The 26,798-nt window shown below is 40.2% G+C and carries 18 protein-coding genes; 11 read left to right on the forward strand and 7 right to left on the reverse strand.

The window, feature by feature from the left end:
- Positions 1 to 28 precede the first annotated feature (28 nt).
- Both JEU79_RS01780 and ald read right to left on the reverse strand, forming a co-directional pair.
- Entirely contained in the window at positions 29 to 2,419 is a 2,391-nt protein-coding gene (locus tag JEU79_RS01780) for a DNA translocase FtsK (RefSeq protein ID WP_198262720.1), read from the reverse strand.
- Positions 2,420 to 2,580: 161 nt separating this feature from the next.
- Positions 2,581 to 3,636, reverse strand: coding sequence for an alanine dehydrogenase (ald, locus tag JEU79_RS01785; RefSeq protein WP_198262721.1), 1,056 nt, complete (start codon positions 3,634 to 3,636; stop codon positions 2,581 to 2,583).
- 175 nt (positions 3,637 to 3,811) lie between these two features.
- Between ald and trxB the strand changes: the two genes are divergently transcribed.
- The 5 genes from trxB (at position 3,812) to JEU79_RS01810 (ending at position 8,719) form a co-directional block, all read left to right on the forward strand.
- Positions 3,812 to 4,768 carry a thioredoxin-disulfide reductase gene (gene trxB, locus JEU79_RS01790; RefSeq protein WP_198262722.1) on the forward strand — a complete coding sequence of 319 codons (957 nt, stop codon included), beginning with the start codon at positions 3,812 to 3,814 and terminating at the stop codon, positions 4,766 to 4,768.
- 364 nt (positions 4,769 to 5,132) lie between these two features.
- Positions 5,133 to 5,786, forward strand: a complete 654-nt coding sequence (locus tag JEU79_RS01795; protein ID WP_198262723.1) for a transposase family protein — start codon at positions 5,133 to 5,135, stop codon at positions 5,784 to 5,786.
- Complete coding sequence (locus JEU79_RS01800) at positions 5,783 to 6,460, forward strand: hypothetical protein (protein ID WP_198262724.1); 678 nt, start codon at positions 5,783 to 5,785, stop codon at positions 6,458 to 6,460. Before JEU79_RS01795 ends, JEU79_RS01800 begins: the two co-directional genes overlap by 4 nt.
- Positions 6,461 to 6,861: 401 nt before the next feature.
- Complete coding sequence (locus tag JEU79_RS01805; RefSeq protein ID WP_198262725.1) at positions 6,862 to 8,139, forward strand: TolC family outer membrane protein; 1,278 nt, start codon at positions 6,862 to 6,864, stop codon at positions 8,137 to 8,139.
- A 208-nt stretch (positions 8,140 to 8,347) separates the two neighbouring features.
- The gene (locus JEU79_RS01810) at positions 8,348 to 8,719 is read left to right on the forward strand and encodes a hypothetical protein (RefSeq protein WP_198262726.1); all 372 of its coding nucleotides are present in this window, start codon (positions 8,348 to 8,350) and stop codon (positions 8,717 to 8,719) included.
- 54 nt (positions 8,720 to 8,773) lie between these two features.
- Here the strand turns inward: JEU79_RS01810 and JEU79_RS01815 are convergent, their stop codons facing one another.
- The gene (locus JEU79_RS01815) at positions 8,774 to 10,447 is read right to left on the reverse strand and encodes a hypothetical protein (RefSeq protein WP_198262727.1); all 1,674 of its coding nucleotides are present in this window, start codon (positions 10,445 to 10,447) and stop codon (positions 8,774 to 8,776) included.
- 64 nt (positions 10,448 to 10,511) lie between these two features.
- Positions 10,512 to 14,435 (reverse strand): phosphoribosylformylglycinamidine synthase, encoded by a 3,924-nt coding sequence (gene purL / locus JEU79_RS01820; protein WP_198262728.1) that lies wholly within the window; start codon positions 14,433 to 14,435, stop codon positions 10,512 to 10,514.
- 301 nt (positions 14,436 to 14,736) lie between these two features.
- Between purL and JEU79_RS01825 the strand changes: the two genes are divergently transcribed.
- Positions 14,737 to 15,306, forward strand: a complete 570-nt coding sequence (locus tag JEU79_RS01825) for an RDD family protein (RefSeq protein ID WP_198262729.1) — start codon at positions 14,737 to 14,739, stop codon at positions 15,304 to 15,306.
- A 24-nt stretch (positions 15,307 to 15,330) separates the two neighbouring features.
- Here JEU79_RS01825 and JEU79_RS01830 read toward each other — a convergent pair whose 3' ends face one another.
- The 3 genes from JEU79_RS01830 to lptF are packed head-to-tail and all read right to left on the reverse strand — an operon-like array spanning position 15,331 to position 17,555.
- A complete protein-coding gene (locus tag JEU79_RS01830) occupies positions 15,331 to 15,903 on the reverse strand; it encodes a YqiA/YcfP family alpha/beta fold hydrolase (protein WP_198262730.1) in 573 nt (190 codons plus the stop codon).
- 18 nt (positions 15,904 to 15,921) lie between these two features.
- Positions 15,922 to 16,407 carry a tetratricopeptide repeat protein gene (locus JEU79_RS01835; protein ID WP_198262731.1) on the reverse strand — a complete coding sequence of 162 codons (486 nt, stop codon included), beginning with the start codon at positions 16,405 to 16,407 and terminating at the stop codon, positions 15,922 to 15,924.
- Between the two features lie 20 nt (positions 16,408 to 16,427).
- Complete coding sequence (gene lptF, locus JEU79_RS01840; protein ID WP_281400815.1) at positions 16,428 to 17,555, reverse strand: LPS export ABC transporter permease LptF; 1,128 nt, start codon at positions 17,553 to 17,555, stop codon at positions 16,428 to 16,430.
- Positions 17,556 to 17,935: 380 nt separating this feature from the next.
- Between lptF and JEU79_RS01845 the strand changes: the two genes are divergently transcribed.
- The 5 genes from JEU79_RS01845 to JEU79_RS01865 all read left to right on the forward strand — a co-directional run bounded on the left by JEU79_RS01845 (position 17,936) and on the right by JEU79_RS01865 (position 26,734).
- Positions 17,936 to 19,432 carry a leucyl aminopeptidase gene (locus tag JEU79_RS01845; RefSeq protein WP_198262733.1) on the forward strand — a complete coding sequence of 499 codons (1,497 nt, stop codon included), beginning with the start codon at positions 17,936 to 17,938 and terminating at the stop codon, positions 19,430 to 19,432.
- Between the two features lie 13 nt (positions 19,433 to 19,445).
- Positions 19,446 to 19,910, forward strand: a complete 465-nt coding sequence (locus JEU79_RS01850; RefSeq protein WP_198262734.1) for a DNA polymerase III subunit chi — start codon at positions 19,446 to 19,448, stop codon at positions 19,908 to 19,910.
- Positions 19,911 to 19,947: 37 nt separating this feature from the next.
- Complete coding sequence (locus tag JEU79_RS01855; RefSeq protein WP_198262735.1) at positions 19,948 to 20,535, forward strand: hypothetical protein; 588 nt, start codon at positions 19,948 to 19,950, stop codon at positions 20,533 to 20,535.
- A 178-nt stretch (positions 20,536 to 20,713) separates the two neighbouring features.
- On the forward strand, positions 20,714 to 23,521 hold the full coding sequence (locus JEU79_RS01860) for a valine--tRNA ligase (protein ID WP_198262736.1): 2,808 nt from the start codon (positions 20,714 to 20,716) through the stop codon (positions 23,519 to 23,521).
- 162 nt (positions 23,522 to 23,683) lie between these two features.
- Positions 23,684 to 26,734: a DUF349 domain-containing protein gene (locus JEU79_RS01865; protein ID WP_198262737.1), complete on the forward strand. Its 3,051-nt coding sequence runs from the start codon at positions 23,684 to 23,686 to the stop codon at positions 26,732 to 26,734.
- The last annotated feature ends 64 nt before the right edge of the window (positions 26,735 to 26,798 follow it).

Below are 26,798 nucleotides of genomic sequence, written 5' to 3' on the forward strand. Positions count from 1 at the left end.
GCATTGACCTATATTAGGAAAAAATAACTTATACTGGTGGCGGCGCTATCACCTCACGCTGTCCATTTGATTGCACAGCACTGACCACACCAGCAGCTTCCATATCTTCCACCATACGGGCAGCACGGTTATACCCCACTTTTAAGCGTCTTTGTAGGCCTGAGATAGATGCTCTGCGAGACTCTGTTACAATCGATACCGCCTGATCATAGAGTGGATCTGTTTCACTATCCGAATCAGTGTCACCTGGAATCAAACCTCCTGTCGAAACCCCTTCCCCCGATAATATTTCTTCAACATAATCTGCCTTGCCACGGGATTTTAGATCCTCAACGACCGCATGCACTTCATTGTCTGAAACAAAAGCACCATGAATCCGAACCGGATAACCCATTCCTGGCGGCAAAAACAACATATCACCATGACCTAATAGGTTTTCAGCCCCCATTTGATCAAGAATAGTACGGGAATCAATTTTAGAAGAAACCTGAAAGGCAATACGGGTTGGTACATTGGCCTTAATTAAGCCCGTAATCACATCCACAGAAGGTCTTTGGGTAGCAATGATTAAGTGTAAGCCAGCGGCACGTGCTTTCTGCGCCAATCGGGCAATTAACTCTTCTACTTTTTTCCCCACAATCATCATCATGTCGGCAAACTCATCAATGACAATAACAATAAAGGGTAAGGTTTCAAGTTCAGCGGCTTCTTCGTCAGGCGTCAGAGGATTGGGAGTAAAGAAGGGATCTTTAATTGGGTCGCCAGCATCAATAGCCGCTTCAATTTTTTTGTTATAGCCCGCTAGATTTCTAACGCCCATGGCCGCCAGCAATTTATAACGTTTTTCCATTTCAGCCACACACCAACGTAAGGCATTAGCGGCTTCTTTCATATCGGTGACAACCGGTGCCAGCAAGTGAGGAATATCTTCATAAATTGATAATTCCAGCATTTTGGGATCGACCATAATTAGTCTGAGTTTGTCGGGCGACAACTGAAATAACATGCTTAAAATCATGGAATTAACGCCAACGGACTTACCCGAACCCGTCGTACCTGCAACCAGTAAATGGGGCATTTTAGCTAAATCTGCGATAACGGGCTTGCCACTAATGTCATGACCTAGTCCTAATGGAATAGCGGCCTTGCTGTCGGCAAATTCTTTAGCGCCTAAAATCTCACTAAAATAAACAATCTCCCGATGTTCATTGGGCACTTCGATACCCACCGTCGATTTACCGGCAATGACTTCAACCACACGAATACTGACCACACGCATAGAACGTGCTAAATCTTTGGACAAATTAGTCAGCTGACTCACTTTAATGCCCGGAGCTAATAATAACTCAAAACGAGTAATGACTGGCCCTTGACTAACGGATTCCACTTCAACTTTTAAGTTATAATCAGCCAGCTTATCTTCAATCAATCGCGAGGTTAAAGCCAGTTCTTCAGGGGAGGTAACATGACCCGACGTTTGAGCGGCATCTAATAAAGAGAGTGACGGCAAACCATCAATGGCGTCATGAGTGAATAATTGAGTTTGTTTATCTGTATTAACCCGATCACTCTTTTTGGTATTTTGAAAACGCGGTTCAATTTTAAGCTTGCTTGTGGTCTTATCTTTTTTAGCATCAAGTTTTTTCTGTAACGTAGCTTGCTTGGCCGCTTCTTTTTGTGCTTTTTTCTGTGCTTTAAGACGGTTTTTTTCATCGTTTTTCAGTGCTGTCAGACGTTCGTTCTCATCCTTATTACCAGCCCTTTCTTCTTTCTTACGCGCAGCACTTTCACGCCAAAGATTCCAGCGTTGAATCAGCCATTTATTCGCATTAATCACCATAGCCCCTAAGCTATCCATCAGCGATAACCAGGACAGGCCGGTAAAAAAGGTCACACCAATGAGAAACAGCGTTAATAATAATAAGGTTGCACCGACAAAACTAAATAACTGCTGTAATTGTGTCGCAGTCACCTCACCCAGAATACCACCGGCATTAAGAGGAAAAATAACCGAAGGATGGGTGAAATGCATACTGGAAAGACCTGTTCCAGCAATTATCGTTAAAATAAAACCCACAGAACGCAAAGTCACATGCCAGCCATGAAAGACTTCTTCTTCGTTTCGTCCACGGTAAATCAACCAGCCGCTATAGAGCAACATAATAGGGAAAAGAAAGCCTAAATAACCAAATAGGTATAAAAACAGATCTGAAAACCAAGCACCAAACTTACCACCACTATTGTGTAGCTTTGTCGGATCGATAATTTCTGCAATGCTATGAGACCAGCCGGGATCGGCGGGTGAATAGGTAAAAAGGGCAATAAATAGATACAGACTAATAGCAATAAAGAGAAAAAATACACTTTCCTTAATGCCACGGACAACCTGAGAGGAAAGAGGTCTTTTTTCAGACTTCATTTGAGCAGATGGGTTCGCCTTCTTTTTTGAGCGAGTTTGAGCTTTCTTTTTAACAGTTTGTGGCAAAATATTGTTCTTTTATAGTTCTTTTAGAGTTATTTTCAAGTTCTTTTAGAGTTCTTTTAGAGTTCTTTGAAATTTATAATGATAGTCAATAAGCGTCATCTTAAAGCAGGATGGACAATTTCACCAGCATCAATGTTCACACCCGCTTGCAAAGGTGCAGAAAGATTATCTGGATGGTCAGCTAATTCCAGTAAAAAGGGTAACAGACTTGCTGATAAAGACTGTGATGCGGTTCTAGGAACACCACCTGGCATATTGGTAACCCCAAAATGCGTCACGCCGTGCAATTCATAAGTCGGTTGCTCATAATTGGTGGGATGAATAGTCTCAATGCAGCCACCCTGATCCACAGAAATGTCAATAATAACACTGCCCGCCTGCATTAGCCTGACATCTTCCTCAGTCACCAGATGGGGTGCTTTTTCACCCACTACCAGCACCGCACCTATGAGTAAATCTGCCTGTTTAACACATTGCTGTATACTGGCTTGATGCGGATACAAGGCGGTCACATTATCCCCAATCGCGCGCAAGGCCGTCATTTTATCTCGGTTTCTATCAAAAACTATCACCTCTGCGCCCAAGCCTGCAGCCATTTTTGCCGCATTACCGCCCGCCATACCACCACCTAAAATCACCACCTTGCCACGCTCTGTTGCCGGTACGCCGCCCAAAAGTACCCCCTTGCCTCCCATCGGTGAATGTAATAAATGCGTGCCAATTTGCACCGCTAAGCGCCCTGCTATATCACTCATTGGCGCTAATAAGGGCAACAGGCCATTAGATAATTCAACAGTTTCAAAACCAATGGCTTTTAAACCAATCGAACAAAGTCTTTGGGTTAATTCGGGTAAAGCCGCCAAATGCAAATAAGAAAACAAGATATGATCGGCTTGTAGTAGTCCCAGCTCTGGCTCAATAGGCTCTTTTACTTTGGCAATAATTTTTGCTGAGGCATACAAGCTTTTTGCATCTGCAACAAGCTTGATACCTAATTGTTCATAATCAGCATCACTATAGCCACTCAACAAGCCTGCCGATGATTCCATAAACACTTCATGTCCATGAACAATTAATTGTGCCGCTGCCTCAGGTATCAAAGCCACCCGCCCTTCTTTGGGCTTAATTTCTTTTGGTATTCCAATTCGCATCGTTATTTCCTTAATCTACACTAAAAACCAAATATCTCCGTAATATAAGTCTATACTACTTGGAATTCATTTTAACCAACCCCATAACTTATACTTCTAATAAGCTTAACTATACTTCTAAGCTTTACTATAATTTATTGTCTACAACTTTCCACCTTTTATTTGGAGTTAATTCATGAGTGATGCAAAACACTGCAAACTTTTAATCCTTGGTTCCGGGCCTGCCGGATATACCGCAGCCGTTTATGCTGCCCGCGCAAATCTTGATCCTGTTATTATTACCGGCATGGAACAAGGTGGTCAGTTAATGACAACGACCGAGGTAGACAATTGGCCAGGTGATGTCGATGGTTTACAAGGCCCGGATTTAATGGAAAGAATGAAACTCCATGCTGAGCGGTTTAATACCGAAATTGTCTTTGACTATATTAGCGAAGTTGACCTGTCAAGCAAGCCGTTCAAACTTAAAGGTGACTCAAAAAGCTATACCTGTGATGCAATGGTCATTGCGACTGGCGCTTCTGCCCGCTATCTTGGACTTGAATCAGAAGAAGCCTTTAAAGGCCGTGGTGTCTCCGGTTGTGCAACTTGCGATGGTTTCTTTTATAAAAACCAAAAAGTTATCGTTGTCGGCGGTGGTAATACTGCGGTTGAAGAAGCCCTGTATTTATCCAATATTGCGGCTGAAGTCACCATTGTTCATCGCCGTGAAAAATTCAGCTCAGAAAAGATATTGGCTGATAAACTGATTGAAAAATCAAAAACCGGCAATATCAAAATTGAGTGGAATGCCAGTATTGATGAAGTGCTCGGTGATGATGCTGGGGTAACCGGTGTACGTCTTAAAAACACTCAGAATGGCTCAACCAAAGAACTGGAGGCCATGGGTGTATTCATCGCCATTGGCCACAAGCCTAATACCGACATATTTGAAGGCCAGTTAGAAATGTCCCATGGCTACCTTAAAACTCAAAAAGGTTCTGAAGCCAATGCCACAATGACCAGTGTGGAAGGTGTATACGCGGCTGGCGATGTGGCTGACCATGTTTACCGTCAGGCAATTACTTCAGCAGGAACGGGTTGTATGGCGGCTTTAGATGCTGAGCGCTATCTTGACGATTTAGAAGCATGATAATTTAAAACATGACGCTCGAATCGCTATAGTAGCAAAATCCGCATTTATTCTGCTCTTTCTAAACACCATGAAGAGCAAATAAGTGCGGCATTTCCTGCCTTGATAAAATCCCTATTACTTAGCCTGTTAAGTATTCAAATAACGCATTAACAGCAATTCTCGCTGAGATGAACAATTGAGTTGTAGTGGTGCTTACCAAGCAGAAATAAAAAAACTTTTCGCAGTAACTTTAGCAAAATTAAAAAAATCAAATAAAAAGCTTGCATTTTGAGAAACAAGAGATCAAACTCTTGTTTTTCAATTGGTTGAATGACTTCATGTTAAAAAATATTTCCCTTTTATATGCTTGGTACTGTGAATTTTGGCCTCTTTAAGTCAGCAAAAAAAACATTTAAGTTTTTCTGCCCTGAAACAGGCCATCTCACTGCACTTTCATGCAATCAAAGATAGCCGAGTACAAGGAAAGTGTGATTACAGTCAACATGATGTGCTTATGAGTGCTTTTGCCTGCATGTATTTTCAAGATCCCTCTTTAAGTGAATTTCAGAAACAGATGGAAGAGGAACAGAATCAAAATAATTTACGCACTCTTTTTAATGTTGAAAAAATTCCTAAAAATAGTCAACTAAGAGACATTTTGGATCTCATACCCTCTAAAACATTTGCACCTGCATTTAAAGATTTATTTGAACGACTCAGACGACATAAGCATCTTGAAGAGTATGCCATATTACCCAACACATTGCTTTGTGTTATTGATGGCACGCAATATTATTCCTCTAAGCAAATCCATTGTGACTGTTGTCTTCATAAAGAACATAGAACGGGTGAAATAACCTACAGTCATGTTGTTTTACAAGGTGCCATTATGCACCCCGATAAAAAACAAGTGCTCCCTGTCATGCCTGAAGCAATACAAAATACGGATGGTACAAAAAAACAGGATTGTGAAAGTAATGCAGCCAAACGTTTTATAGCCAATCTAAAAAAGCACATCCAAGACAAGGATTTATGATTTGTGGTGATGGTTTGATGTCACATCAACCTATGATAGAAGATATAATTGAAGAAATGATGCATTATTTATTGGTTGCCAAACCTGGTGATCACACATATTTATTTGAATGGCTTGAAGCATTTTCTGAACTCCCATCAATGGACTGGATTGACGAAAAAGGGCACCAACATCATTATCGATGGAAAAATAATGTCCCTTTACATGGCGAAAAAAATGCCATTGAAGTTAACTTTTTTGAATATACCCTCACCAATACCGCAGGGAAAATTATCTACCGAAATAGCTGGGTCACCGACATAAAGATCAGTGAACATAATATTCAAACAATGACCCAGGCGGGTCGATGTCGTTGGAAAATAGAAAACGAATGTTTCAACACATTAAAGAACCAAGGCTATCACATTGAGCATAATTATGGTCATGGGAAGAAGCACCTGAGCTTTAATATGTATCTGTTAACCTTGCTGGCTTTTTATTTCCATCAAATTTTTGAATTAACCGATGGGGCTTATCAAGCTTGTCGTAAAAAGTTTGGCTCTAAAAAATTAATGTGGGAAAAGTTCAGAGGGGTTATTACCTTTTTTGTGATGGACTCCTGGGAACATTTAATGGATTTTTTATTGTACAGAGACGATTATGAGGAGATGAGACCTGTAAAAATAAGAAAATAAACCTATTTTAGGGAAAATGCGTCGATTAAACGCAGCATCTCCCGTGCCTGCTATTTAGAAAGAAAGAACAAAAAAAATTTTAAAAAGCATCAGGCAAACAAAAAATGCTGTTTTCAGCTTAATTCATAAGAATAAGTTACTTCACCGAGTTTTGCTGACGCATTAAAATGATCCTTGACAAGCTCTGTGTAATTGCTTATTTTGGTACGTATTTACCCGCTTCTTTCCCTTGAAAGATATTAATCCAAGCTGATTTAGGTTATTATTCGCCGACCAGCGCAAGACTGGATCTTTTAATGGAATAATAATAGATGAAACAGGATATGTTGACAAAGAACAAATTATCACAAACTAAATTATCACGGACAATGATAAATACCACGCTTTTCTGCACACTTTCAATGGCAATAACCTTAAATGTACAAGCAGAAAATTTAATTGACGTATACGGCCTTGCGTATCAAAGTGATCCAATCTTAAAACAAGTTATTTCACAAAGACAGTCTATTGGTGAAGGTTCTGTGCAAGCTTTTGCTGCATTTTTACCCCTAATTACCGCTGATGCCTATACCCGCGCAACTAATCAGGATACGCCCATTGGTCAAACTACCGACGTCTCCTTTAACTCTCACGGCTATAGTCTTGATGTTAACCAAAGTATTTTTGATAACCGTAATTATGTCAATTATAAAATCTCAAATATTAATATTAATCGTGCTGAAGCCAATCTCAGTGCCGCACAGCAAAGTTTAATTATTCGAGTCGCTGAAGCTTATTTCTCAACCTTATCAGCCATTGATACCGTTACCTTTTCCGAATCTGAAAAAAAGGCCATTGGTCGTCAACTCGATCAGGCTAAGCGACGCTATGAAGTCGGTATTATTGCCATCACCGATGTTCATGAAGCTCAGGCCGGTTATGATAATGCTAATGCTCAGGTTATTGCCGCAGAAAACTCATTATTAGTGACCAAGGAAGTGTTAAGAGAACTAACGGGTCAGTACATTGAAGATGTATCTTCGTTGGCTGACAAAATCCCTCTTGATCCACCTAGCCCTGCCAAAATACAGCACTGGGTTGATCAGGCAACAAGCGGTAACTTCACCCTGCTTGCAGCCAAAGAAGATACTTATGTACAAAAAGAAAACATCAATTTACAACGTTCCGGCCATTATCCTACCCTTGGCTTAAAAGCATCCTATGGTTATAGCAAGGCCAATGGACCATCATCATTTTTTGCTCCTCAATACCATGAAAGTTCCATTGGATTAAATGTCTCCATTCCCATTTATGAAGGCAATGCCGTTACTTCAAGAACACGTCAGGCACAATATGATTTTCAACAAAGTCAGGATGCTTATAATGAAGTGCTAAACGCGACCGAAAAGAATGCTCGTAGCAGTTACTTAAATGTGATTTCTGAGGTCAGTCGTGTAAAGGCCTTGGAACAAGCGGTTGTTTCAAACATCAGTGCATTAAAAGCAACTGAAGCAGGATTTGAAGTGGGTACGCGTACTATCGTCGATGTGCTTAATGTACAACGTGACTTATATCGTGCCAAGCAAGAACATTCTAACTCACGCTATACATACATCCTCAATGTTTTACGTCTAAAACAAGCCTCTGGTGAATTAGCACGCGTTGATCTTGAAACAGTTAATAGTTGGTTAAACCGCTAACTCATCCCTCCCCTTTCTCTCAAAGTAGTTACCCTATTTACAATAGGGTAACTACTGCATGTCCCATTTTTTAATAAGAAATCCCCTACAAAATTGTCATTTTATTGTAATAATATTGTTTTCTGATCTTTACAATAATTTTCACTACTTCTATACTTGACGTTAGAACACATCGAATGATTCTAATAAATAAAGCATAGGAAATTGTATGCCTAAATATTGTTTATATTTTTCAGGTGAGGTAAATCATTCACATCACACTGACACCGTAAAAGACAATTTTAAAAAACATTTCAGACTATCTACTTCTCAATTATCCTATATTTTTTCGGGCAAAGAAGTCAGGCTGAAAAAGGAACTGAGTCAGGAAGAAGCATTAAATTATGCCGTGAAAATTGATTCGCTCGGTGGCATAAGTTATATAGAAGCGATGGCCTCTACAATTACACTGCCCACGGGAATCGAGAATGACAGGCGCAACAAGGATAGACGTACTTTTAATAATCGTCGTAATCACATCCGAGCAGGTATTGTGTCCGATAGACGCATACACACTGATCCTAGAGCGCAAATGGAGTAGATGAGAGTGAGCTTATAGCTTATAGAAGGTATTTAAGCATATCCCTAGGATGGCTTATATTTTTTCCCAAATACTATCAAACTGATCAGTCTTTATATCATCAGTATTCACTTCACGATCAGATTCATTCATTTTATCAAACAAGTAGAGTGAATAATCATGAATTTCATTCACCTTTTGTATCAGTTTGATATTCATCGAACCTGTCTTATGCGTCATCACTAGATGATCAGTTCGAGTATTATAAAACTTCTCGACAAATGTATGAGTAAATAAAATGGGTTTGAACTGGTGCTCTTTTGTTCCGGGGAAAACAAAACTGCCCAAAACATTTTGTTTCTCAAGTGGCTCATCTTGTTGATGTAACTTATGGTATTTTGTTAATTGTACTGGCTCAGCCATAGCACAGAGGTGTTCAAAGCCAAATTCAATATCACCTACAGTACTTTCTCTCATCCAGCGAATATACCCTATTTGAAAGCTACCATTTTCATGCTTCACAGCGATGACTTCACCAATATTGGGTGCAATAGGCTTTTCAGACTGGTGATTCAGCTTAAGGCGTAAGCCCTTGGAAGATTCATCAACTAAATACGCTTGATAAAATGCATGCTCAGAAGTTGTTATCTCCAATTCTTTGAAAGGCTTATTTTCAATTTTTAAAATTTTTGGCGAAATATCTATCTCAGCTAAAAACTGTGAAATACAAGACACGCCTACGGCAATGACAACGGGCTCGATAAGCTCTTTCCGCACCATTTTGCGATGACTAATACCCGCCCAACTTTTTATAATGCGCTCCAGAAAATAGTGTGAAATATCGGGGTATTTATCTTTAACCGCTAGTTGTTTTAATAGTTTTTTCGTATCCAAACCCCAAATAGAATCTGAGGATAAATCTAATTGATCCACTGAATTGATTGGCTGACTAACATAATTGTTTTGAAACGGTGCTTTGTCACTAAAAGGCTGAATTAAAAAAGTATAGTTATTTTTAATGACTTTAATCGTATGTAAATTGAGTTGTGCAAATTTAGCCCATTTATCTAAATTATGCCAAGTCACTTCCATTTCATTAACAGACAAATGATAGGGATTAACCAATGAAAATAAAAGAATTTTCTTATAACTCTCAGCAATGGTTAAATCTGCTATTAAATGATGAGTAATTTTTTTGTTGGTGAGGTTTCGTTTAGATGCAAAACGATATACTTGATGGATATCACGCCAGACATTTTCACTGCATTTCGCATAGAGCATATAATTTGAATAGAGCTGACCACTGAGATAATACAGCACATAATAAAGTGCACAGCTTAGATCTTTTTGTTTAATAAAGGTGGTAAAAAAACTGTGTTCCGATAAATCATCAATAATAATTTTATACCCCTTGGCCATTTCTGACCAAAAGGTGTTTACAATTTCAACAAACTTTGCCTTATCTTCAGTTAAGGGGAGTGCGGAACCCGCATATCTTTTTGCTAATTTATCAATCAGTAATAATACTGGAAGATGCATTTTCTCAAGAAAATTCAGGCGTTCCTTAACCGATAATTCCAATTGATTAACTTCTACCAATAATTGAAAATAAAGTCGTGCCTGCTCACCAGTTTTAAGCTTATAATTACGTTTAACCCACTCACTAATATCAGTGATGGAAGAATAAAGTGCGTTACCATCTGACTTTTTTCTAGGCTGTAATTGCAACCATAGGATGGTATCTTTCATATGATTAATTTACCTTCATATTTTCAAACAGAGCCATTTTTATCATCATTGTAAGTGCCAACTGTTAATCGACCCACTTTCTAGCATTTCTAAACATTCTCATCCAAGGCGCATCTTCACCCTTATGCTCAGAAAGCCAAGTATTCTGCGCTGAACGGAAAACACGCTCTGGATGGGGCATCATAATGGTAAAGCGTCCATCTTCACTGCATAAGCCCGTTATTCCCTGAGCCGAGCCATTGGGATTCATAGGGTATTGCTCAGTGGCATTGCCATCATTGGCAACAAAACGCAGACTCACTAGCCCCGAATCAAGCGCTTGCTGTGCTGAGCCACCTAAACGAAATTCTGCACGTCCCTCACCATGGGCTACCGCGATAGGCATTTTTGAACCTTCCATCCCTGCAAGGAATAGCGACGGTGTTGGCATAACTTCAACCATAACAGTACGCGCTTCAAATTGCTCTGATTCATTTTTTACAAAATGAGGCCAGTGTGATGTGCCGGGAATTAATTCATGAAGATTTGACATCATTTGGCAGCCATTACAGATACCTAAACCAAAGGTGTCTTGGCGGGTAAAGAATTTTTCAAATTGCTCTCGCGCACGATCATTAAACAAAATTGATTTTGCCCAACCTTCACCAGCTCCCAGTACATCACCATAAGAGAATCCACCACAGGCAACCACCCCTCTAAAAGCATCCAGCGATAATTCACTCTCTAATATATCAGACATGTGAACATCACGGGTGGAAAATCCGGCACGCTCAAAAGCAGCCGCCATTTCTACCTGACCATTAACGCCCTGCTCCCGCAATATAGCTATAGTGGGTTTGGCTCCCAAATTAATATACGGAGCACTTATATCTTCATTGACATCAAAGCCTATTTCTACATTTAAACCAGGATTGGCCGTTTGTAGGATATTATCGTATTCTTGTTGAGCACTCTTAGGATTATCACGTAATTTTTGTATTTGATAAGAAGTTTCAGACCAGTCTCGCTGGTATTCAGTACGTGAATTGCTCAATAATAATGCATTATTAAAATTAAAGTCGATCAGATCTTTTTGTGTGGGTATGGCAATAACATGAGCCATACTACCCAATTTCATTTCTTCGATATAAGTAAAGATTGCATCATGATCGGATTTTCTAATTTGAATCACTGCGCCCAATTCTTCATTAAATAGCGCCGGTATAATATCTTCTTGATTAACACATAATTTATTTAATTCAATATTAAGGCCACAATGTCCCGCAAATGCCATTTCCAATAAGGTGGTAAACAAACCGCCATCTGAGCGATCATGATAGGCCAATAATTTTCCGTTAACATTGAGCTCTTGAATCAGAGTAAAAAAGGCTTTAAACCTATCGGTATCATCTAAGTCAGGTGCTGTATCACCTATTTGTCGATACACCTGTGCTAAAGCAGAGCCGCCCATTCGGTTTCGACCTCGCCCCAGATCCAGGAGAATTAATTCGGTTTCACCACAGTCCATGTTAATTTGTGGCGTCAAGGTTGCTCGCACATCCTGCACCCGCCCAAAGGCTGTCACAATAAGTGACAAGGGTGCAGTCACCGACTTGTCTTCACCGTCATCATTCCAAACCGATTTCATTGACATCGAATCTTTGCCCACCGGAATGGTAATACCTAATTCCGGACAAATTTCCATACCAACGGCTTTGACGGCATCATATAAGCCCGCATCTTCACCTTCATGTCCAGCGGGTGCCATCCAGTTTGCAGAAAATACAATATCTGATAATTTATCAATACGTGCTGAGGCTATATTGGTCAATGCTTCACCAATTGCCATGCGTGCTGAAGTCGCCTGATCGATCAGAGCAATCGGTGTGCGTTCACCAATAGACATGGCTTCACCAGTGATTTCCTGATAACCACTACAAGTCACTGCAGCATCAGCCACAGGAATCTGCCATGGACCCACCATTTGTTCTTGCACAACTTGCCCCGTCACAGAGCGATCACCAATGGTGATTAAGAACGATTTATCCGCGACAGAAGGTAAATGCAGGACTCTAGAAGCTGCCTCTTCAAGATTGATGTTATCCGTAATAAACGGCTCTTGAATATTTTTTACATGCACCACATCACGGGACATTTTGGGTGGTTTACCCAGTAAAACTTCCAATGACATGTCGATAGGTTTATTTTTAAAATGCTTGTCATTAAGAATTAATCGCTGTTCTTCAGTCGCATCCCCCAAAATGGCATAAGGCGCTCGTTCTCGCTGACAGATTTGCTCAAACTGTTCGATATTCCTCGGGCTAATAGCCATCACATAACGTTCTTGTGACTCATTACACCATATTTCCATCGGTGACATACCCAATTCATCATTCGGCACTTCACGTAATTCAAACTCTGCCCCTCTACCGGCATCATTGACCAATTCAGGTAAGGCATTAGAAATACCACCGGCACCTACATCATGAATTGACAGAATAGGATTATCTTTACCTAGCTGCCAGCAACGATCGATGACTTCCTGACAACGGCGTTCCATTTCAGGATTACCCCGTTGCACCGAGGCAAAGTCCAAGTTTTCACAACTACTGCCAGAGTTCATTGATGATGCTGCACCACCGCCCAAACCAATCAGCATGGCCGAACCGCCCAATAAGACAATTTTAGAACCAACAGGTACTTCACCCTTAAGTACATGTTCAGCCTTAATATTGCCGACACCACCTGCGAGCATGATAGGCTTATGATAACCACGCACTTCTGTGCCTGTAGCCGTTTTAATTTGCTCTTCAAATGTTCTGAAATAGCCACAGATATTCGGTCGGCCAAATTCATTATTAAAGGCCGCAGCACCAATAGGTGCTTCAAGCATGATATCTAAGGCTGAAACAATACGGTCGGGCTTGCCATAATCAACTTCCCATGCTTGCTGCGCATTATTAATTTTTAAATTTGAGACTGAATAACCACTGAGTCCAGCCTTAGGCTTTGACCCCTGTCCGGTTGCACCTTCATCTCTAATTTCACCACCTGAACCGGTAGCTGCTCCCGGACCCGGTGATATTGCCGTAGGATGATTATGTGTTTCAACTTTCATCAGGATATGACTCTCTTCCTGAGAGTAGGCATATTCAGAGGTGTCGCTAAGGGGATAGAAACGGTTGACATTAAAGCCTTCAATTACAGCGCAATTATCACTATACGCAGAAAGAATCCCTTTAGAGTTTTCATGATAGGTATTTCGAATCATGGAAAAAAGTGATTTATCCTGTACCACACCATCTATCGTCCAGTCAGCATTAAAAATTTTATGGCGACAATGTTCTGAATTGGCTTGTGCAAACATCATGAGTTCAACATCGGTCGGATCACGCTTAAGCTCGGTAAAGTTATCCACCAAATAATCAATTTCATCATCTGCCAAAGCCAGGCCTAATTCGATGTTGGCATCCACTAATGCACGACGACCTTGCTCTAAAATCGGTACACAGTTTAAAGGTTTGGGCACATGTTGCTCAAAAAGTGCCTTCGCGTCTTGAATATCGTAGAAATAAGTTTCAATCATCCGGTCATGTAATGCTTGCACTAATTCAGTTTTTTGAATTTCTGACAGTGCTACACCTTCGGGTAAATCCTTGACTGATAAATCAACCGTATACAAAACACCCCGTTCGATACGACTGATAGTTTTTAAGCCACAATTATGTGCAATGTCGGTTGCCTTACTTGCCCAAGGTGAAATTGTGCCAATGCGTGGCACGATGAGTATTTCCAGACCATTGAATTTAACTTCATCCGAATGCGCACCATACATGAGAATTCTTTCCAGCGTCGTTTCTTGTTCGGGTGTAATGACTGACTGGGAATCCACAAAATGGATATATTGACTACTCACGGCATTGACACTGGGAACAACTGCGCGCAGTTTGTGCAATAACTTTTCAATTCTAAAGGGTGATAAAGCAGATTTGCCACGCAGAATTAGCATTTAATAGTCTCTCTTAAAAGATATTGGATAATATGGGCTATTTTAGCAAAATATAAGCAATTTAGGGTAATGACTGTTTAATTTATAAGAAAAAAAGTAAAATGATGTTTTTATGGCACAGATCAAACCTTGTTTACACCTCAGATTGTAGGGTGTGGTGAGGAACGAACCGCATCAATGGCTTTAAATGTACGTCTTTGATGCGGTTCGTTATACTCACCACATCCTACCAATGTAAAGGTAAATTGGTTTATTTGATCTGTCCCGTTTTTATCAGCAAATTATAACGAATAAGCTAACAATGAGTAACACTATAAACTACCCAACTGATCTTCCTCCCGCCACTTTCTTACGCTTGCTTGGCAGTTGGCTGTATGATTTTTTATTGCTTTTTGCGGTCTTATTACTTGCGGTTATCATTTATACCATCACGGCACAAATGTTTGCCCATGTGGATTCAAGTCAGACCAGTAATCTCAGCACGACCGAATTCACCGGTCCGGTTTTTTATACTTATTTATTTCTCGTCAGCTGGTTCTTTTTTGCCTGGTTCTGGACACATGGGGGGCAAACACTCGGGCTGAGAACCTGGTCATTACGGCTACAAACGAATGAAGGTTATGCACTTAATTGGGTACAAACCTTGTTACGTTTTTTAATTGCCGGTACCCCTTGGGTCATCAGCCTTTTTGTCTATGATCAGCTTGATTCAAAGCAAGTATTGAGTTCACCCTATCAATACAGTCCCTTGATTATTGGCTTTGTCGGCTTATTCTGGACTTTTATCGATGACAATAATAGAAGTTTACAGGATATTCTATCCCGTACACAGATTGTTAGAATCCCTAAAAAAGCCAAGGTAAAAAAGTAATCCGCTTAAACTTTTTTTAATAATCTAAAGCTGCAAAAATTGATAAATCGCTTCACAATGACGTGAGAAACCTTGAAAAGAGTGATCGCCACCTTTCTCAATCATTAAATGCGTCTGTTTATATTTTTTCTCTGCAAGTCGATAATCCAATACTTCATCACCCGTCTGCAACATGACCATCAAATTATCGGGCTGATTGAGCTTATCACAACTAATCGCATCAAGTTGTTTAATATGTGCTGGCGTAAACTCATATTCTTCACCGGTATGATAATTCTTATTTTTACCCAAATAGTTAATTAATAAGGATTGAGGATTGACTGCGGGATTAATCAATGTTGCCTTTATATCATATTGCTGTGCTAATTGAGTAGCATAAAAACCACCCAGAGAACTGCCCAACACAGCCACTTTACTCTGCTTGATGTAGTTTTCAATCAGCTCAATGAGTCTACTCATAGCATAAGCAGGCTGGTCTGAAAGTTGTGGGCTTATGCACTCATGCTCTGGATGCTGCTCATGAATAAACTGTGAAAAGCATTGTGCTTTATAGGATTCTGGCGAACTATTGAAGCCATGAATATAAATAAAAATCATTTTGCTTAATGACGATAATTATTTTAAATTATATTCTTTTTTAAGACTTTGAATTTTTTCATCTGCCGCTTGTTTTTCTTTGGATGAAAGCTCCTCACCCAATTGCTTGACCGAATCATTGGCCGCTGAATAAGCATTATCTGCAGATATTTTTAACCAGGCATAGGCGCCGACTAAATCCACATCACTGCCCTGTCCATTGGCCATCATGATGCCCAGATTATATTGAGCCTGTGGATGATTTTTTTCTGCCGATTTACGCATCCATTTATATGCCATACCCATATCACTGATCATGCCACTACCCTGATAGTACATCACTGCCAAGGCAAATTGAGCATCTCTATTACCTTTTTTAGCCATATTGCCACACACGTCGGTGGCTTCATAATAGTCTTCTTTTTGGACTAAACTCGTACATTCATTAGCGAATATCGACTGAGCTGGTAGCACTAAAATAAACATAAAAATAAACATTGAAAATGGCAAATCAAAATACTTCATAAACTTTCCTTATATAATTATTACTTATCCACTAAATCATCAAACTCTTTGGGACAATTTAAAACCTGATAACTACTGCGCTTAAAATGACTCAACCAGCCCATTTGATGCACAAAAAGCACTAAAAACAATGTTAAAAATAGAAGATGCACCCACCACAGACCAAATCCTGGGCTAACGACACCTTGACGCACCCAATTCATTGCTACGACTAATAAATTGGAGTAGCCAATATACAGCAAGATAGCCACTGCCATTTTACCATAACGCCCCTGTCGGGGTGCGGTTTTACTCAGTGGCACTGCAATCACTGCCAACAGCAGCATCATTATGATTTGAGAAACACGCCATTGAAACTCAGCACGATGAACCAAAGTACCACTTTGCAGTAATTCTTTTGTCGGCATTGATTCCCGATCCAGATCAAAGCTAGTAAATGCCTTACCTTCAAGCAACACGCCATAGTCCTTGAACTTAATAAAACGATAATCAAGACTGCCGGAATTGCCATCATAACGATTTCCATCCTGAAAAACGATATAGCGTGCACCCTGCCGACTATCAGTAACGACATTTGCATCATCAGAGGCCATGACACTACTGCTATCACCATTATCAACGTGTAAAAAAACGTTTTTTAACTGACCTACTGTGGGCATATCCTCTGCATATAAAACTCGCATGCCATTATCAGCAACATTAAACTGACCTGGAATGATCATTTCAATATCCGATTCTGCTTTATAGGATTCTTGGGCAAATTGCATTTTGCTACTCGCCCAGGGAGCAAGTACCATTGCCAGGCCGGCCTCAAGAAAAATAAATGCGCCTAATACGATTAAGACGCTTTTTAGTAAACTGCTGGGGCCAATACCACAGGCAGACAAAGCAATCATTTCACTGTCTTTGTATAAGCGACTTAGCGCTAATAAAATGGCCAGAAACATCGCTAGGGGGAGAATAAGGACAAGACTTTCTATATTTTTAAAAAAAATAAGTTCAAAAAGAAAATCAAGCGCAATTCTACCTTCTGCCACTGCGGATAGAGAGCGCAAAAGTTGAGTGCTTAGAATAATAAGAAACAACACGGTAAAAACCCCAGCAAAGGTTCTCATTATTTCTTTTATAACATAATCCCTGATGATCAATAGTTAGCCTTTTACTGTGTAGATGCCCTTTGCAGACGATCTTAACAAAATTAAATGATACATTTTACTGGATTTGTTCAATATTTTGGTTAAACTACTTAATATAAACAATTTAGTTAAACTTTATTGAGCATTATAAGGTGAATTTTTACTCACAGAATGATCTGAAACGCGTAATTTTATAAAAAGATACTCTGTCTGACAATCAATTTTACAATTTGTTACAAGGTATCGTCTACTAGACTTTACATTTTATTGCGTTATTATCGGCTTTTTTAATTTTGTTCATTAAGAACAATCAGTTAATTATCCGACATAATTTATCCGACTTTATTAATAATTAACAATTAATACCTATTCAGATCTAAATTGGAGCCAGCATGGAATTTAGTGTAAAAAGCGGCAGTCCCGAAAAACAACGTACGGCCTGTGTCGTCGTCGGTGTTTATGAACCCAGACGATTAACCCCATCAGCACAAAGAATTGATGATTTAACCGATGGTTATATTTCCAGCCTTATTCGTCGCGGCGATCTGGAAGGCAAGGTAGGACAGACCTTATTATTACACAATATCGATAACACCCTCTGTGACCGTATCTTATTAGTAGGCTGCGGACGGGAAAGAGATCTAAGCTTTACTCAATATCGCAAGATTATCTCTCAGTCTGTCAGCACTCTGAATGATACTGGCTCAATGGAGGCCGTTTTTTATCTCACTGAGTTACCCGTAAAAGGCTGCAATAGCTCACAGAGAATACGCCATGCCATTGAAGCCGCTCAGGATTCACTGTATCGCTTCGATCAGCTTAAAAGCAAAAAAGACACCACCCGTCGTCCACTTCGAAAAATTGTCTTAACTGTACCAAATCGTCGAGATTTAACCGATGGAGAACAAGCAGTGCGTGAAGGGATGGCCATTACTCAGGGCATCCAACTGGCCAAAGATCTGGGCAATATGCCCGGCAATATATGTACGCCAGGCTATCTTGCCGACCGCGCAGTGACCCTGAGCAAAGTCTATTCAAACCTCAGCACGGAAATTCTTGAAGAAGCAGAATTGGAAAAAATGGGCATGAATGCCTTTTTATCGGTGTCCAAAGGCAGTCGTCAACCGGCCAAAATGATCGTGATGAATTTCCTCAATGGCGATCCGGCTGATGCACCGATTTGTTTAGTGGGCAAAGGCGTTACCTTTGATTCGGGCGGTATTTCCCTCAAGCCCGGCGCAGCAATGGATGAAATGAAATATGATATGTGTGGCGCTGCTAGCGTCCTAGGTACGATCAATGCCATTGCCGAGCTACAACTAGAAATCAATGTGATGGCAGTCATTCCAACCACAGAAAACATGCCTGATGGTATGGCCACAAAACCGGGTGACATTGTTACCAGCTTATCCGGAACAACGATTGAAATCCTCAATACCGATGCCGAAGGCCGCCTCATTTTATGCGATGCCCTAAGCTATTGTGAACGCTTTAATCCCTCTGTTGTTATTGATGTCGCCACATTGACAGGCGCCTGTGTTGTTGCTTTAGGCAAGCACGCTGCGGGCTTATTCAGTAACCATAGTCCACTATGTCATGAATTAATCAATGCTGGAAAATCAACCGGTGATCGGGTCTGGGAAATGCCTTTATGGGATGAATATCAAGAACAGCTCAAGAGTAATTTCGCTGACTTAGCCAATATTGGTGGTAAAGAGGCAGGCTCAGTGACGGCAGCAACCTTCCTTTCTGCTTTTTGCAAAAAATACCATTGGGCACATCTTGATATCGCTGGTGTTGCCTGGAAATCTGGTAATCATAAAGGTGCTACAGGTCGCCCTGTCTCATTGCTAACCCAGTATGTCATTGATCAAGCTGGCGATTCATAATAATGGCATTCAAATGACACAAGTAGACTTTTACATCCTTGGCGAAAATTCTCAGCGGCAAATCACGTCAATGGTTTGTCGTTTGTGTGAGAAAGCCTTAGCTCAAGAGTTGAGTGTATTAATTTATGTTGCCTCACCTGCTGATGCGCAACAAATGGATGATTTACTCTGGACCTACAAGGCCAATAGTTTTATAGCACATAGCAGTCACTTTACACAAACTAAGCTTAACAGCGACTATTTCTACCCTGTCTTCATCCACTACCCAACAGCGGCAGATAAAACAGATGTAGTACCAATAAGAGATCAGTACAAACAACTATTAATTAATTTAACAACAGAAATCCCGTCTTTTTTTCAGAAATTTACCCGTATGGCTGAAATGGTAGGGAAAAATAACGAAGAAAAAGCAATCGCAAGGAATCGCTATCGCACTTATCTACAACAGGGTTTGAGTCTCAATAAATATGATTTATGAGCACCCGTTTTTGTATAAAGGTTTGGTATAAACAGTTGTGAGCAAAAAAGATAATAAATTTACTTCTGCAATGGGTGATTTAAAAGGTATTCTCGATAAAGAAGGGATTAATCTTAGTCGCAACAAATCTACTCGTAACGAGCTTACTCAAAAAGAAAGCACTTCCCTCGAACGTATTATATCTGAGCTCGATGAAACATCGACATACGCTCAAGATAGGCATGAAATTGAGCTTCCCGTTTTAACCGAAAGTATTTCAATTAATACAATGCAAGAAGAAGCTGTCTATTCTGAATTGGCAAATATTGATACTACAGGGACAACTGATTCACAACACCCCGTTTCTTTAGATGATTACATCTCCGATATTGAAGATGATGAGGAAGCACTACAAGAATTCGCCAGTTCATTTGAAGAACTCGAAGAAAAGGTCGAATCTATCACTGATCCCGACCACCTCCACCAATTTAAACACAACTTAGATCTCAGTGAACTGAATAAACTCAAAGAAAGCTTAGAAAAACACCTCAGTTTAAAAATTGAAAAAGTATTAGCAGAAACTAAAATCAAATTAATTGATTCAATGCAAAACGAGATCAATGACTTATTTAACAAGTTTTCATAAGTTTTCAATACAAATTATCTCCCTTGACTCATACCGGACAAAGAAACAAACATTTAAAGCCCTCTCCTCACTTCTTTAGCCACTAGTATGAATAAAAGTATTACCTTTCGTAAAAGATCAGACTATAATATTAGCCTTGAAAAATCAGTTAAATACATTTTAAGAGTAAGCCTCCAACATGGAAAAAATCTACAACCCTCATGCAATTGAACAACGCTGGTATGAGACCTGGGAAAGCAATGGGTATTTCTCACCTGACATGAGTCAGGACACTGCCGAACAAAACAGTTATTGCATAATGATCCCACCGCCCAATGTAACTGGTAGTTTACACATGGGCCATGCTTTTCAAGACACCATAATGGATACTCTTACTCGCTACCATCGCATGAAAGGTGATAAAACACTTTGGCAACCGGGCACCGACCATGCAGGCATTGCCACGCAAATGGTAGTAGAACGGCTAATCAATGCAGAAGGACAAACTCGCCATGATGTCGGTCGTGATGCCTTTATAGAAAAAATATGGGACTGGAAAAAAGAATCCGGTAATACCATTACCAAACAATTACGCCGTATGGGAGCCTCTCTGGATTGGCCTAGAGAACGTTTCACCATGGATGATGGCCTATCTGAAGCCGTTAAAGAAGTTTTTGTACAGCTCTATGAAGAAGATTTGATCTATCGAGGTAAACGCCTGGTTAACTGGGATCCCGTACTACACACAGCGGTTTCTGATCTGGAAGTTATCTCCGAAGAAGAAAATGGTCATTTTTGGCATATGCGCTATCCACTCAGTGATGGCAGTGGCTCACTCATCGTTGCTACAACACGTCCCGAAACCATGTTTGGTGACTCTGCGGTAGCAGTTCACCCTGATGATGAACGCTATCAGGCAATGATTGGCAAAACAATTTCCCTACCACTGAGTGACAGAGAAATTCCCATCATTGGCGATGATTATGTTGATCCTGAATTTGGTACCGGTTGTGTAAAAATCACGCCAGCACATGATTTCAATGACTATGAAATGGGCAAGCGCCATGACTTACCCATCATTAATATTTTTACTGTTGACGCCGCGATTAACGACAACGGCCCGGAAAAATACCAGGGTATGGATCGCTATGTTGCAAGAAAAGCCATTGTTAAAGCTCTCCAAGCCAGTGGCTTATTAGAAAAGATAGAAGATCATCGTCACATGGTGCCGCGTGGTGATCGTTCCGGTGCCGTTATTGAACCTTATTTAACCGATCAATGGTATGTCAAAATCGGTCCACTGGCCGAGCCTGCCATCAAAGCAGTAGAAGATGGTGATATCCATTTTGTCCCTGATAATTGGAAAAACACTTATTACGAATGGATGAACAATATTGAAGACTGGTGTATCTCTCGTCAAATCTGGTGGGGACATCGAATCCCAGCTTGGTATGATGAAGCTGGCAAGGTCTATGTCGGCCATGATGAACAGGCCGTGCGTAAAAAATACCAATTAGCTGACAGTTTTAAATTACGCCAGGACGAAGACGTACTAGACACCTGGTTCTCCTCTGCCCTATGGCCTTTTTCGACCCTAGGCTGGCCGGAAAAAACACCTGAGCTTGATACCTTTTATCCAACCAATGTGTTGGTGACTGGCTTTGACATTATCTTCTTCTGGGTTGCCCGTATGATTATGATGGGCCTCAAATTTACTGGACAAGTCCCCTTTAAAGAAGTCTATGTGCATGGCTTGGTCAGAGATGCCAATGGCCAGAAAATGTCCAAGTCTAAGGGTAATGTACTTGACCCAATAGACTTGATTGACGGCATTGAACTGGAAACTCTGGTTGCCAAACGTACCAAGGGCATGATGCAGCCACAAATGGCCAAGAAAATTGAAAAAGCGACCCGCAAAGAATTTAAGGATGGCATCCCCTCCTTTGGTACTGATGCGCTGCGCTTTACCTTTGCCATTCAAGCCACTACAGGCAGAGACATAAAATTTGATATGGGTCGCATTGAAGGCTATCGTAATTTTTGCAACAAGCTTTGGAATGCCTCACGCTATGTATTGATGAACACCGAAGGCCATGATTGTGGCATCGGTGGTCTTGAAAAACACCCTGACATGCAGTTCAGTCTGGCTGACAAATGGATTTTATCCCGCCTACAGGAAACCAAAAAGCAAGTAGCTGAATCCTTGGATACCTATCGACTGGATTTAGCGGCACAAGCCATTTATGAATTTACCTGGAACGAGTATTGTGACTGGTACTTAGAACTCTCTAAATCCGTACTAAGCGATAAGGCTATCGACAATGATGGTAGTCTGGCATTACGTCAACAAGGCGCACGTTTTACGCTAGTCCATGTATTAGAGAACTTATTACGCATTATTCATCCCATCATGCCTTATATCACTGAGGAAATATGGCAAAGAGTCGCACCATTGTCTGGCCTTGAAGGAGACAGCATTATGTTGCAGGCCTATCCAGTGGCTGACGATGCAATGCTTAATGCTTCAGCCATTGAAGAAATGAACTGGCTACAGCAGTTTGTTTTAGGTGTACGTCAAATTCGTAGTGGCTATGATATCAAACCCGGCAAACCCCTAACCGTATTGTTGCAAAATGGCTCCGAGATAGACAAAGCCCTGCTCGACAATAATGAGTTCATGCTAAAAAATCTTGCTCGTTTGGAAACCATCCAATGGCTGGACAAGGATGCTGAAGTGCCTGAGTCATCCACTGCACTCGTTGGTGAAATGCAATTACTGATCCCTATGGCAGGCTTAATCGATGTCGATGCTGAGCGCGAACGTCTCAACAAAGAAATCAACAATAGTCAGGGCTTTATTAAGGGACTGGAAGGCAAATTAAGCAATGAAAATTTTGTTAGCCGTGCCCCCGAAACTGTCGTTGCACTGGAGCGTCATAAATTAACCGATGCCCAAAGCAAACTGAATAGCCTGACGGAACAACTTGAAAAATTATCAGCCTTATAAACGCTAAATTTTTCTCAAACTCAGAGTAAGCGAATTAATTTCAGCTTACTCTTCCGATTATTTTTTATAACACAGCATAATATAAAATATATCTGGACTTATTATTCTAATGAGTGAAACATAGCCGACATAAGACTGTTTCATAAAGATGGATCTCAACAAATGACACAACAAACAAATATACTCAACAAACTGTTCAAACCATTGCTAAGCCCGTTCACAAAAAACAAATGGCAAAGTCGCAATATTGACACAAGAAAAAAAGCAGTACTAGAACTGCCGGTTAGCGATCAAGAGACTCTAAGTCATATTGCAATGAATGATAGCGATGAATCAATTCGTGCCATTGCCGCCAACAAACTCAGTAATTTAGACCTCTTACAAACCATTATCATGAAAGGGACTAATGGCACCGTTAAACAAGCTGCTCAAAACCGTTTATTTCAATTGATTTGTGGCCTGAAACACCCGGTGCCAGAATTTGCTTTACGTGAAAAAATGATCCGGGGCAGTCGTAATTCAGCCCTACTAGAATTTGTTGCCGCCAATGCTGAAGAAGCATCACTGCGGGAAATCACCATTAAGAAAATCAGCCGTGACCCCCTATTAGGCGATATTGCACTACGGGATGATAGTCCGCATATTCGACAACTAGCGGCTCAACAAATTGCCAAACGCTCAACACTTGAACGCGTTACCAAAAATTCACGCCGTAAAGATAAACGCGTTTACAAAATAGTAAAAAACAAGCTTGACCACATTATTGAAGATGAACAACGTCCCGCATTACTGGCACAAGAAGTCACTGATATTTGTATAAAGCTCGAAAAACTACATAAACGTAAACGCCTATTACAAGAAAAAACCACCGTTGAAAACTATGTCACTCGCTGGAGTGCGATTCAGAATTTTGCCTCGCCTGAAACAACAGAACGCTATCATACTATCTGCAAGCAAATCATAAATGACATCGATGCTCTGGAATTAGCACAGCAACAAGAACACAATGCCATACAATCGCTGGAAAGCCTGCTTAATAATTTATCTCTTGCTGTAGACGATTTACTCACAGCAAGAGAAGCCTTAACTGCTCAAGCTACAGACTCCGAGAAAAAGACCGAGACAGAAAGCACCACAATAACAAGCAACTCAACAAAAAATGACACCATTCAAACATCAGAAACCGTGATACAAAATCTTGGTCGTGAATGGGATAACATCATTGCCCTACTATCGAAAGTAGATTTAATTGCTGACTATAACAACAAGTTTCAGGCAATTCTTGATCTTGCAGATACTCATAGCGATTTTCAGCAAGGTAAACATAATAAAAATTCCGAACAAGCGATCAATAGTAGTAAAAAACTGATAACGCTCACAGAACAAGCGGAAAAGTTATTATCCAAAACGGGCTTTATTCCAGAAAAAACTATTTCTGCCCTGCAAGAAAAATTCGAACAAGCGATCCAAGCTAATCATCATATTACTGAAAGCTTGCCCGATGACATTAAACAAGTCCATGAAAAATTTTCTACCATTATTAAATCACTCAAAAAACAGTTGCACGAACAACAACAAAGTGCCAAAAACTTTCAATCTCAAATTGAATCTCAAACAACACAAATACAAACATTTATTCAGGATGGACTGATCAGCAAAGCCGAAAAACTACTTAAATCTCAACTTAAAGACATTGATCAATCTAATTTAATTTCCAATATTGAAAAGCAACATTATCAAGCAGAAGCAGAAAAACTACACACTCAACTCACCGAATTTTCATCTTGGCGTCATTGGGCACATGACAATGAGCGTGAAAATCTTGCCATCAAAGCAGAACAATTGACTGAACAGGCAAAAAACTTAAATTCACTTGAGGATGAATATACTGATATAACCGCGCAGATAAAAGAGCTCAGAGCACAATGGAAATCAATGCATAGCCATACTCAAGAAGAGCTATGGCAGCGTTTTAACCGTGCCTGTAATAGCGCTTATGAACTATGTCAGCCATTTATTGATAAACAAACCGAGATAAGAGCAGAGCACTTAAAAGCAAAAGAAGATTTATGTATTCAATTGGAAGACTACATCCAGACTATGGGTTGGCCCACCTCTGAAGGTGATGAAATTAATCATTCAATTGACTGGATACAAGTGGATAAAATCACTAAACAAGCGCGCAAAGAATGGTCGGAAATTGGCTTTGTCGAACGCAAGCATCACAAAAGTATCAATCATCGCTTTGATAAGATCATAGAAACCATTCGTACCGAACTGAAAAAAACCTGGTCAGTTAATCATGAGCAGTTTTTTTCTCTCATAGAAAAAGTGGAAGCACTGCACGAAACACTTGAAGACAATTTAGCGGATGCCATTAATAAGGCCAAAAAATATCAACAGGATTGGAAACAAATTGGTCCGGTATCATCGTTTCAACGTAACAAATTATGGAAACGCTTTCGCAAGGGCTGTGATGTTATTTTTAACAAACGTCAGGAAAGTATTGAGCAAAAAAACAATGCCGAGACTAAACACCTGAGGGAGAAAGAAGCTATTTGTGAAAATTTAGAAGCCTTAAATCAACAGCCACTTAAGGAAAGCGATTTACGTCATGCTTTTGCTGACATTGAAACGATTTGGAAAGAACACGAGCATCTGGCAAAATCACTGAGCAAAACAGTTAATCTTCGCTATGCAAAAGCAATCGAGGATTACCAAAACAAACTCGCTAAATTACAAGCTGAACAACAGAAGCAACAACTTGACTTCATTATTCAACAAGCAGCCTTATGTTCACAAATAGAAACATCTGCAAATTCAGACAATATTGACGAATTAAAAGAACAGTGGCTTGCCTTAAAAAATAACGATTTGAATCTGTCATTATTAGATCAGCGTTACAATAAGGCAATATCTGCAATTGAACTTGATAAGACTGATATGACTGAAGCTGAATTGTCGGAGAAACAAACATTTTGTCTTAAATACGAAATCTTATTAGGCAAAGAAAGTCCTGAGGCGGCGCAACAAGCTCGCATGGAAATGCAGGTTGAATTACTTAATTCAAATCTAGGACAAAAACGCAATGAAGCGTCAACTAATGATAAGATTTCACCCTTTGAATTACAAATTAAATGGTATCAGATGAGTAATTATGCTCAGGATGCAGAGTTAGAGGCACGCTTTGAGGCTTTGTTAGGGGCTATTTAGGCAGAATTCAGGGTACTATTCAGGGTACTATGATGGGTACTATGATGGGATTGATTATTTTGTA

Source organism: sulfur-oxidizing endosymbiont of Gigantopelta aegis, assembly GCF_016097415.1.
Classification (GTDB): domain Bacteria; phylum Pseudomonadota; class Gammaproteobacteria; order GRL18; family GRL18; genus GRL18.

Coding starts and splice junctions, on each gene's coding strand:
- JEU79_RS01845 (WP_198262733.1), top strand. CDS start 17,936: ATGGAATTTAGTGTAAAAAGCGGCAGTCCCGAAAAACAACGTACGGCC.
- purL (WP_198262728.1), bottom strand. CDS start 14,435: ATGCTAATTCTGCGTGGCAAATCTGCTTTATCACCCTTTAGAATTGAA.
- JEU79_RS01810 (WP_198262726.1), top strand. CDS start 8,348: ATGCCTAAATATTGTTTATATTTTTCAGGTGAGGTAAATCATTCACAT.
- JEU79_RS01835 (WP_198262731.1), bottom strand. CDS start 16,407: ATGAAGTATTTTGATTTGCCATTTTCAATGTTTATTTTTATGTTTATT.
- JEU79_RS01850 (WP_198262734.1), top strand. CDS start 19,446: ATGACACAAGTAGACTTTTACATCCTTGGCGAAAATTCTCAGCGGCAA.
- ald (WP_198262721.1), bottom strand. CDS start 3,636: ATGCGAATTGGAATACCAAAAGAAATTAAGCCCAAAGAAGGGCGGGTG.
- JEU79_RS01865 (WP_198262737.1), top strand. CDS start 23,684: ATGACACAACAAACAAATATACTCAACAAACTGTTCAAACCATTGCTA.
- JEU79_RS01780 (WP_198262720.1), bottom strand. CDS start 2,419: ATGAAGTCTGAAAAAAGACCTCTTTCCTCTCAGGTTGTCCGTGGCATT.
- JEU79_RS01800 (WP_198262724.1), top strand. CDS start 5,783: ATGATTTGTGGTGATGGTTTGATGTCACATCAACCTATGATAGAAGAT.
- JEU79_RS01815 (WP_198262727.1), bottom strand. CDS start 10,447: ATGAAAGATACCATCCTATGGTTGCAATTACAGCCTAGAAAAAAGTCA.
- JEU79_RS01805 (WP_198262725.1), top strand. CDS start 6,862: ATGGCAATAACCTTAAATGTACAAGCAGAAAATTTAATTGACGTATAC.
- JEU79_RS01830 (WP_198262730.1), bottom strand. CDS start 15,903: ATGATTTTTATTTATATTCATGGCTTCAATAGTTCGCCAGAATCCTAT.
- trxB (WP_198262722.1), top strand. CDS start 3,812: ATGAGTGATGCAAAACACTGCAAACTTTTAATCCTTGGTTCCGGGCCT.
- JEU79_RS01860 (WP_198262736.1), top strand. CDS start 20,714: ATGGAAAAAATCTACAACCCTCATGCAATTGAACAACGCTGGTATGAG.
- JEU79_RS01825 (WP_198262729.1), top strand. CDS start 14,737: ATGAGTAACACTATAAACTACCCAACTGATCTTCCTCCCGCCACTTTC.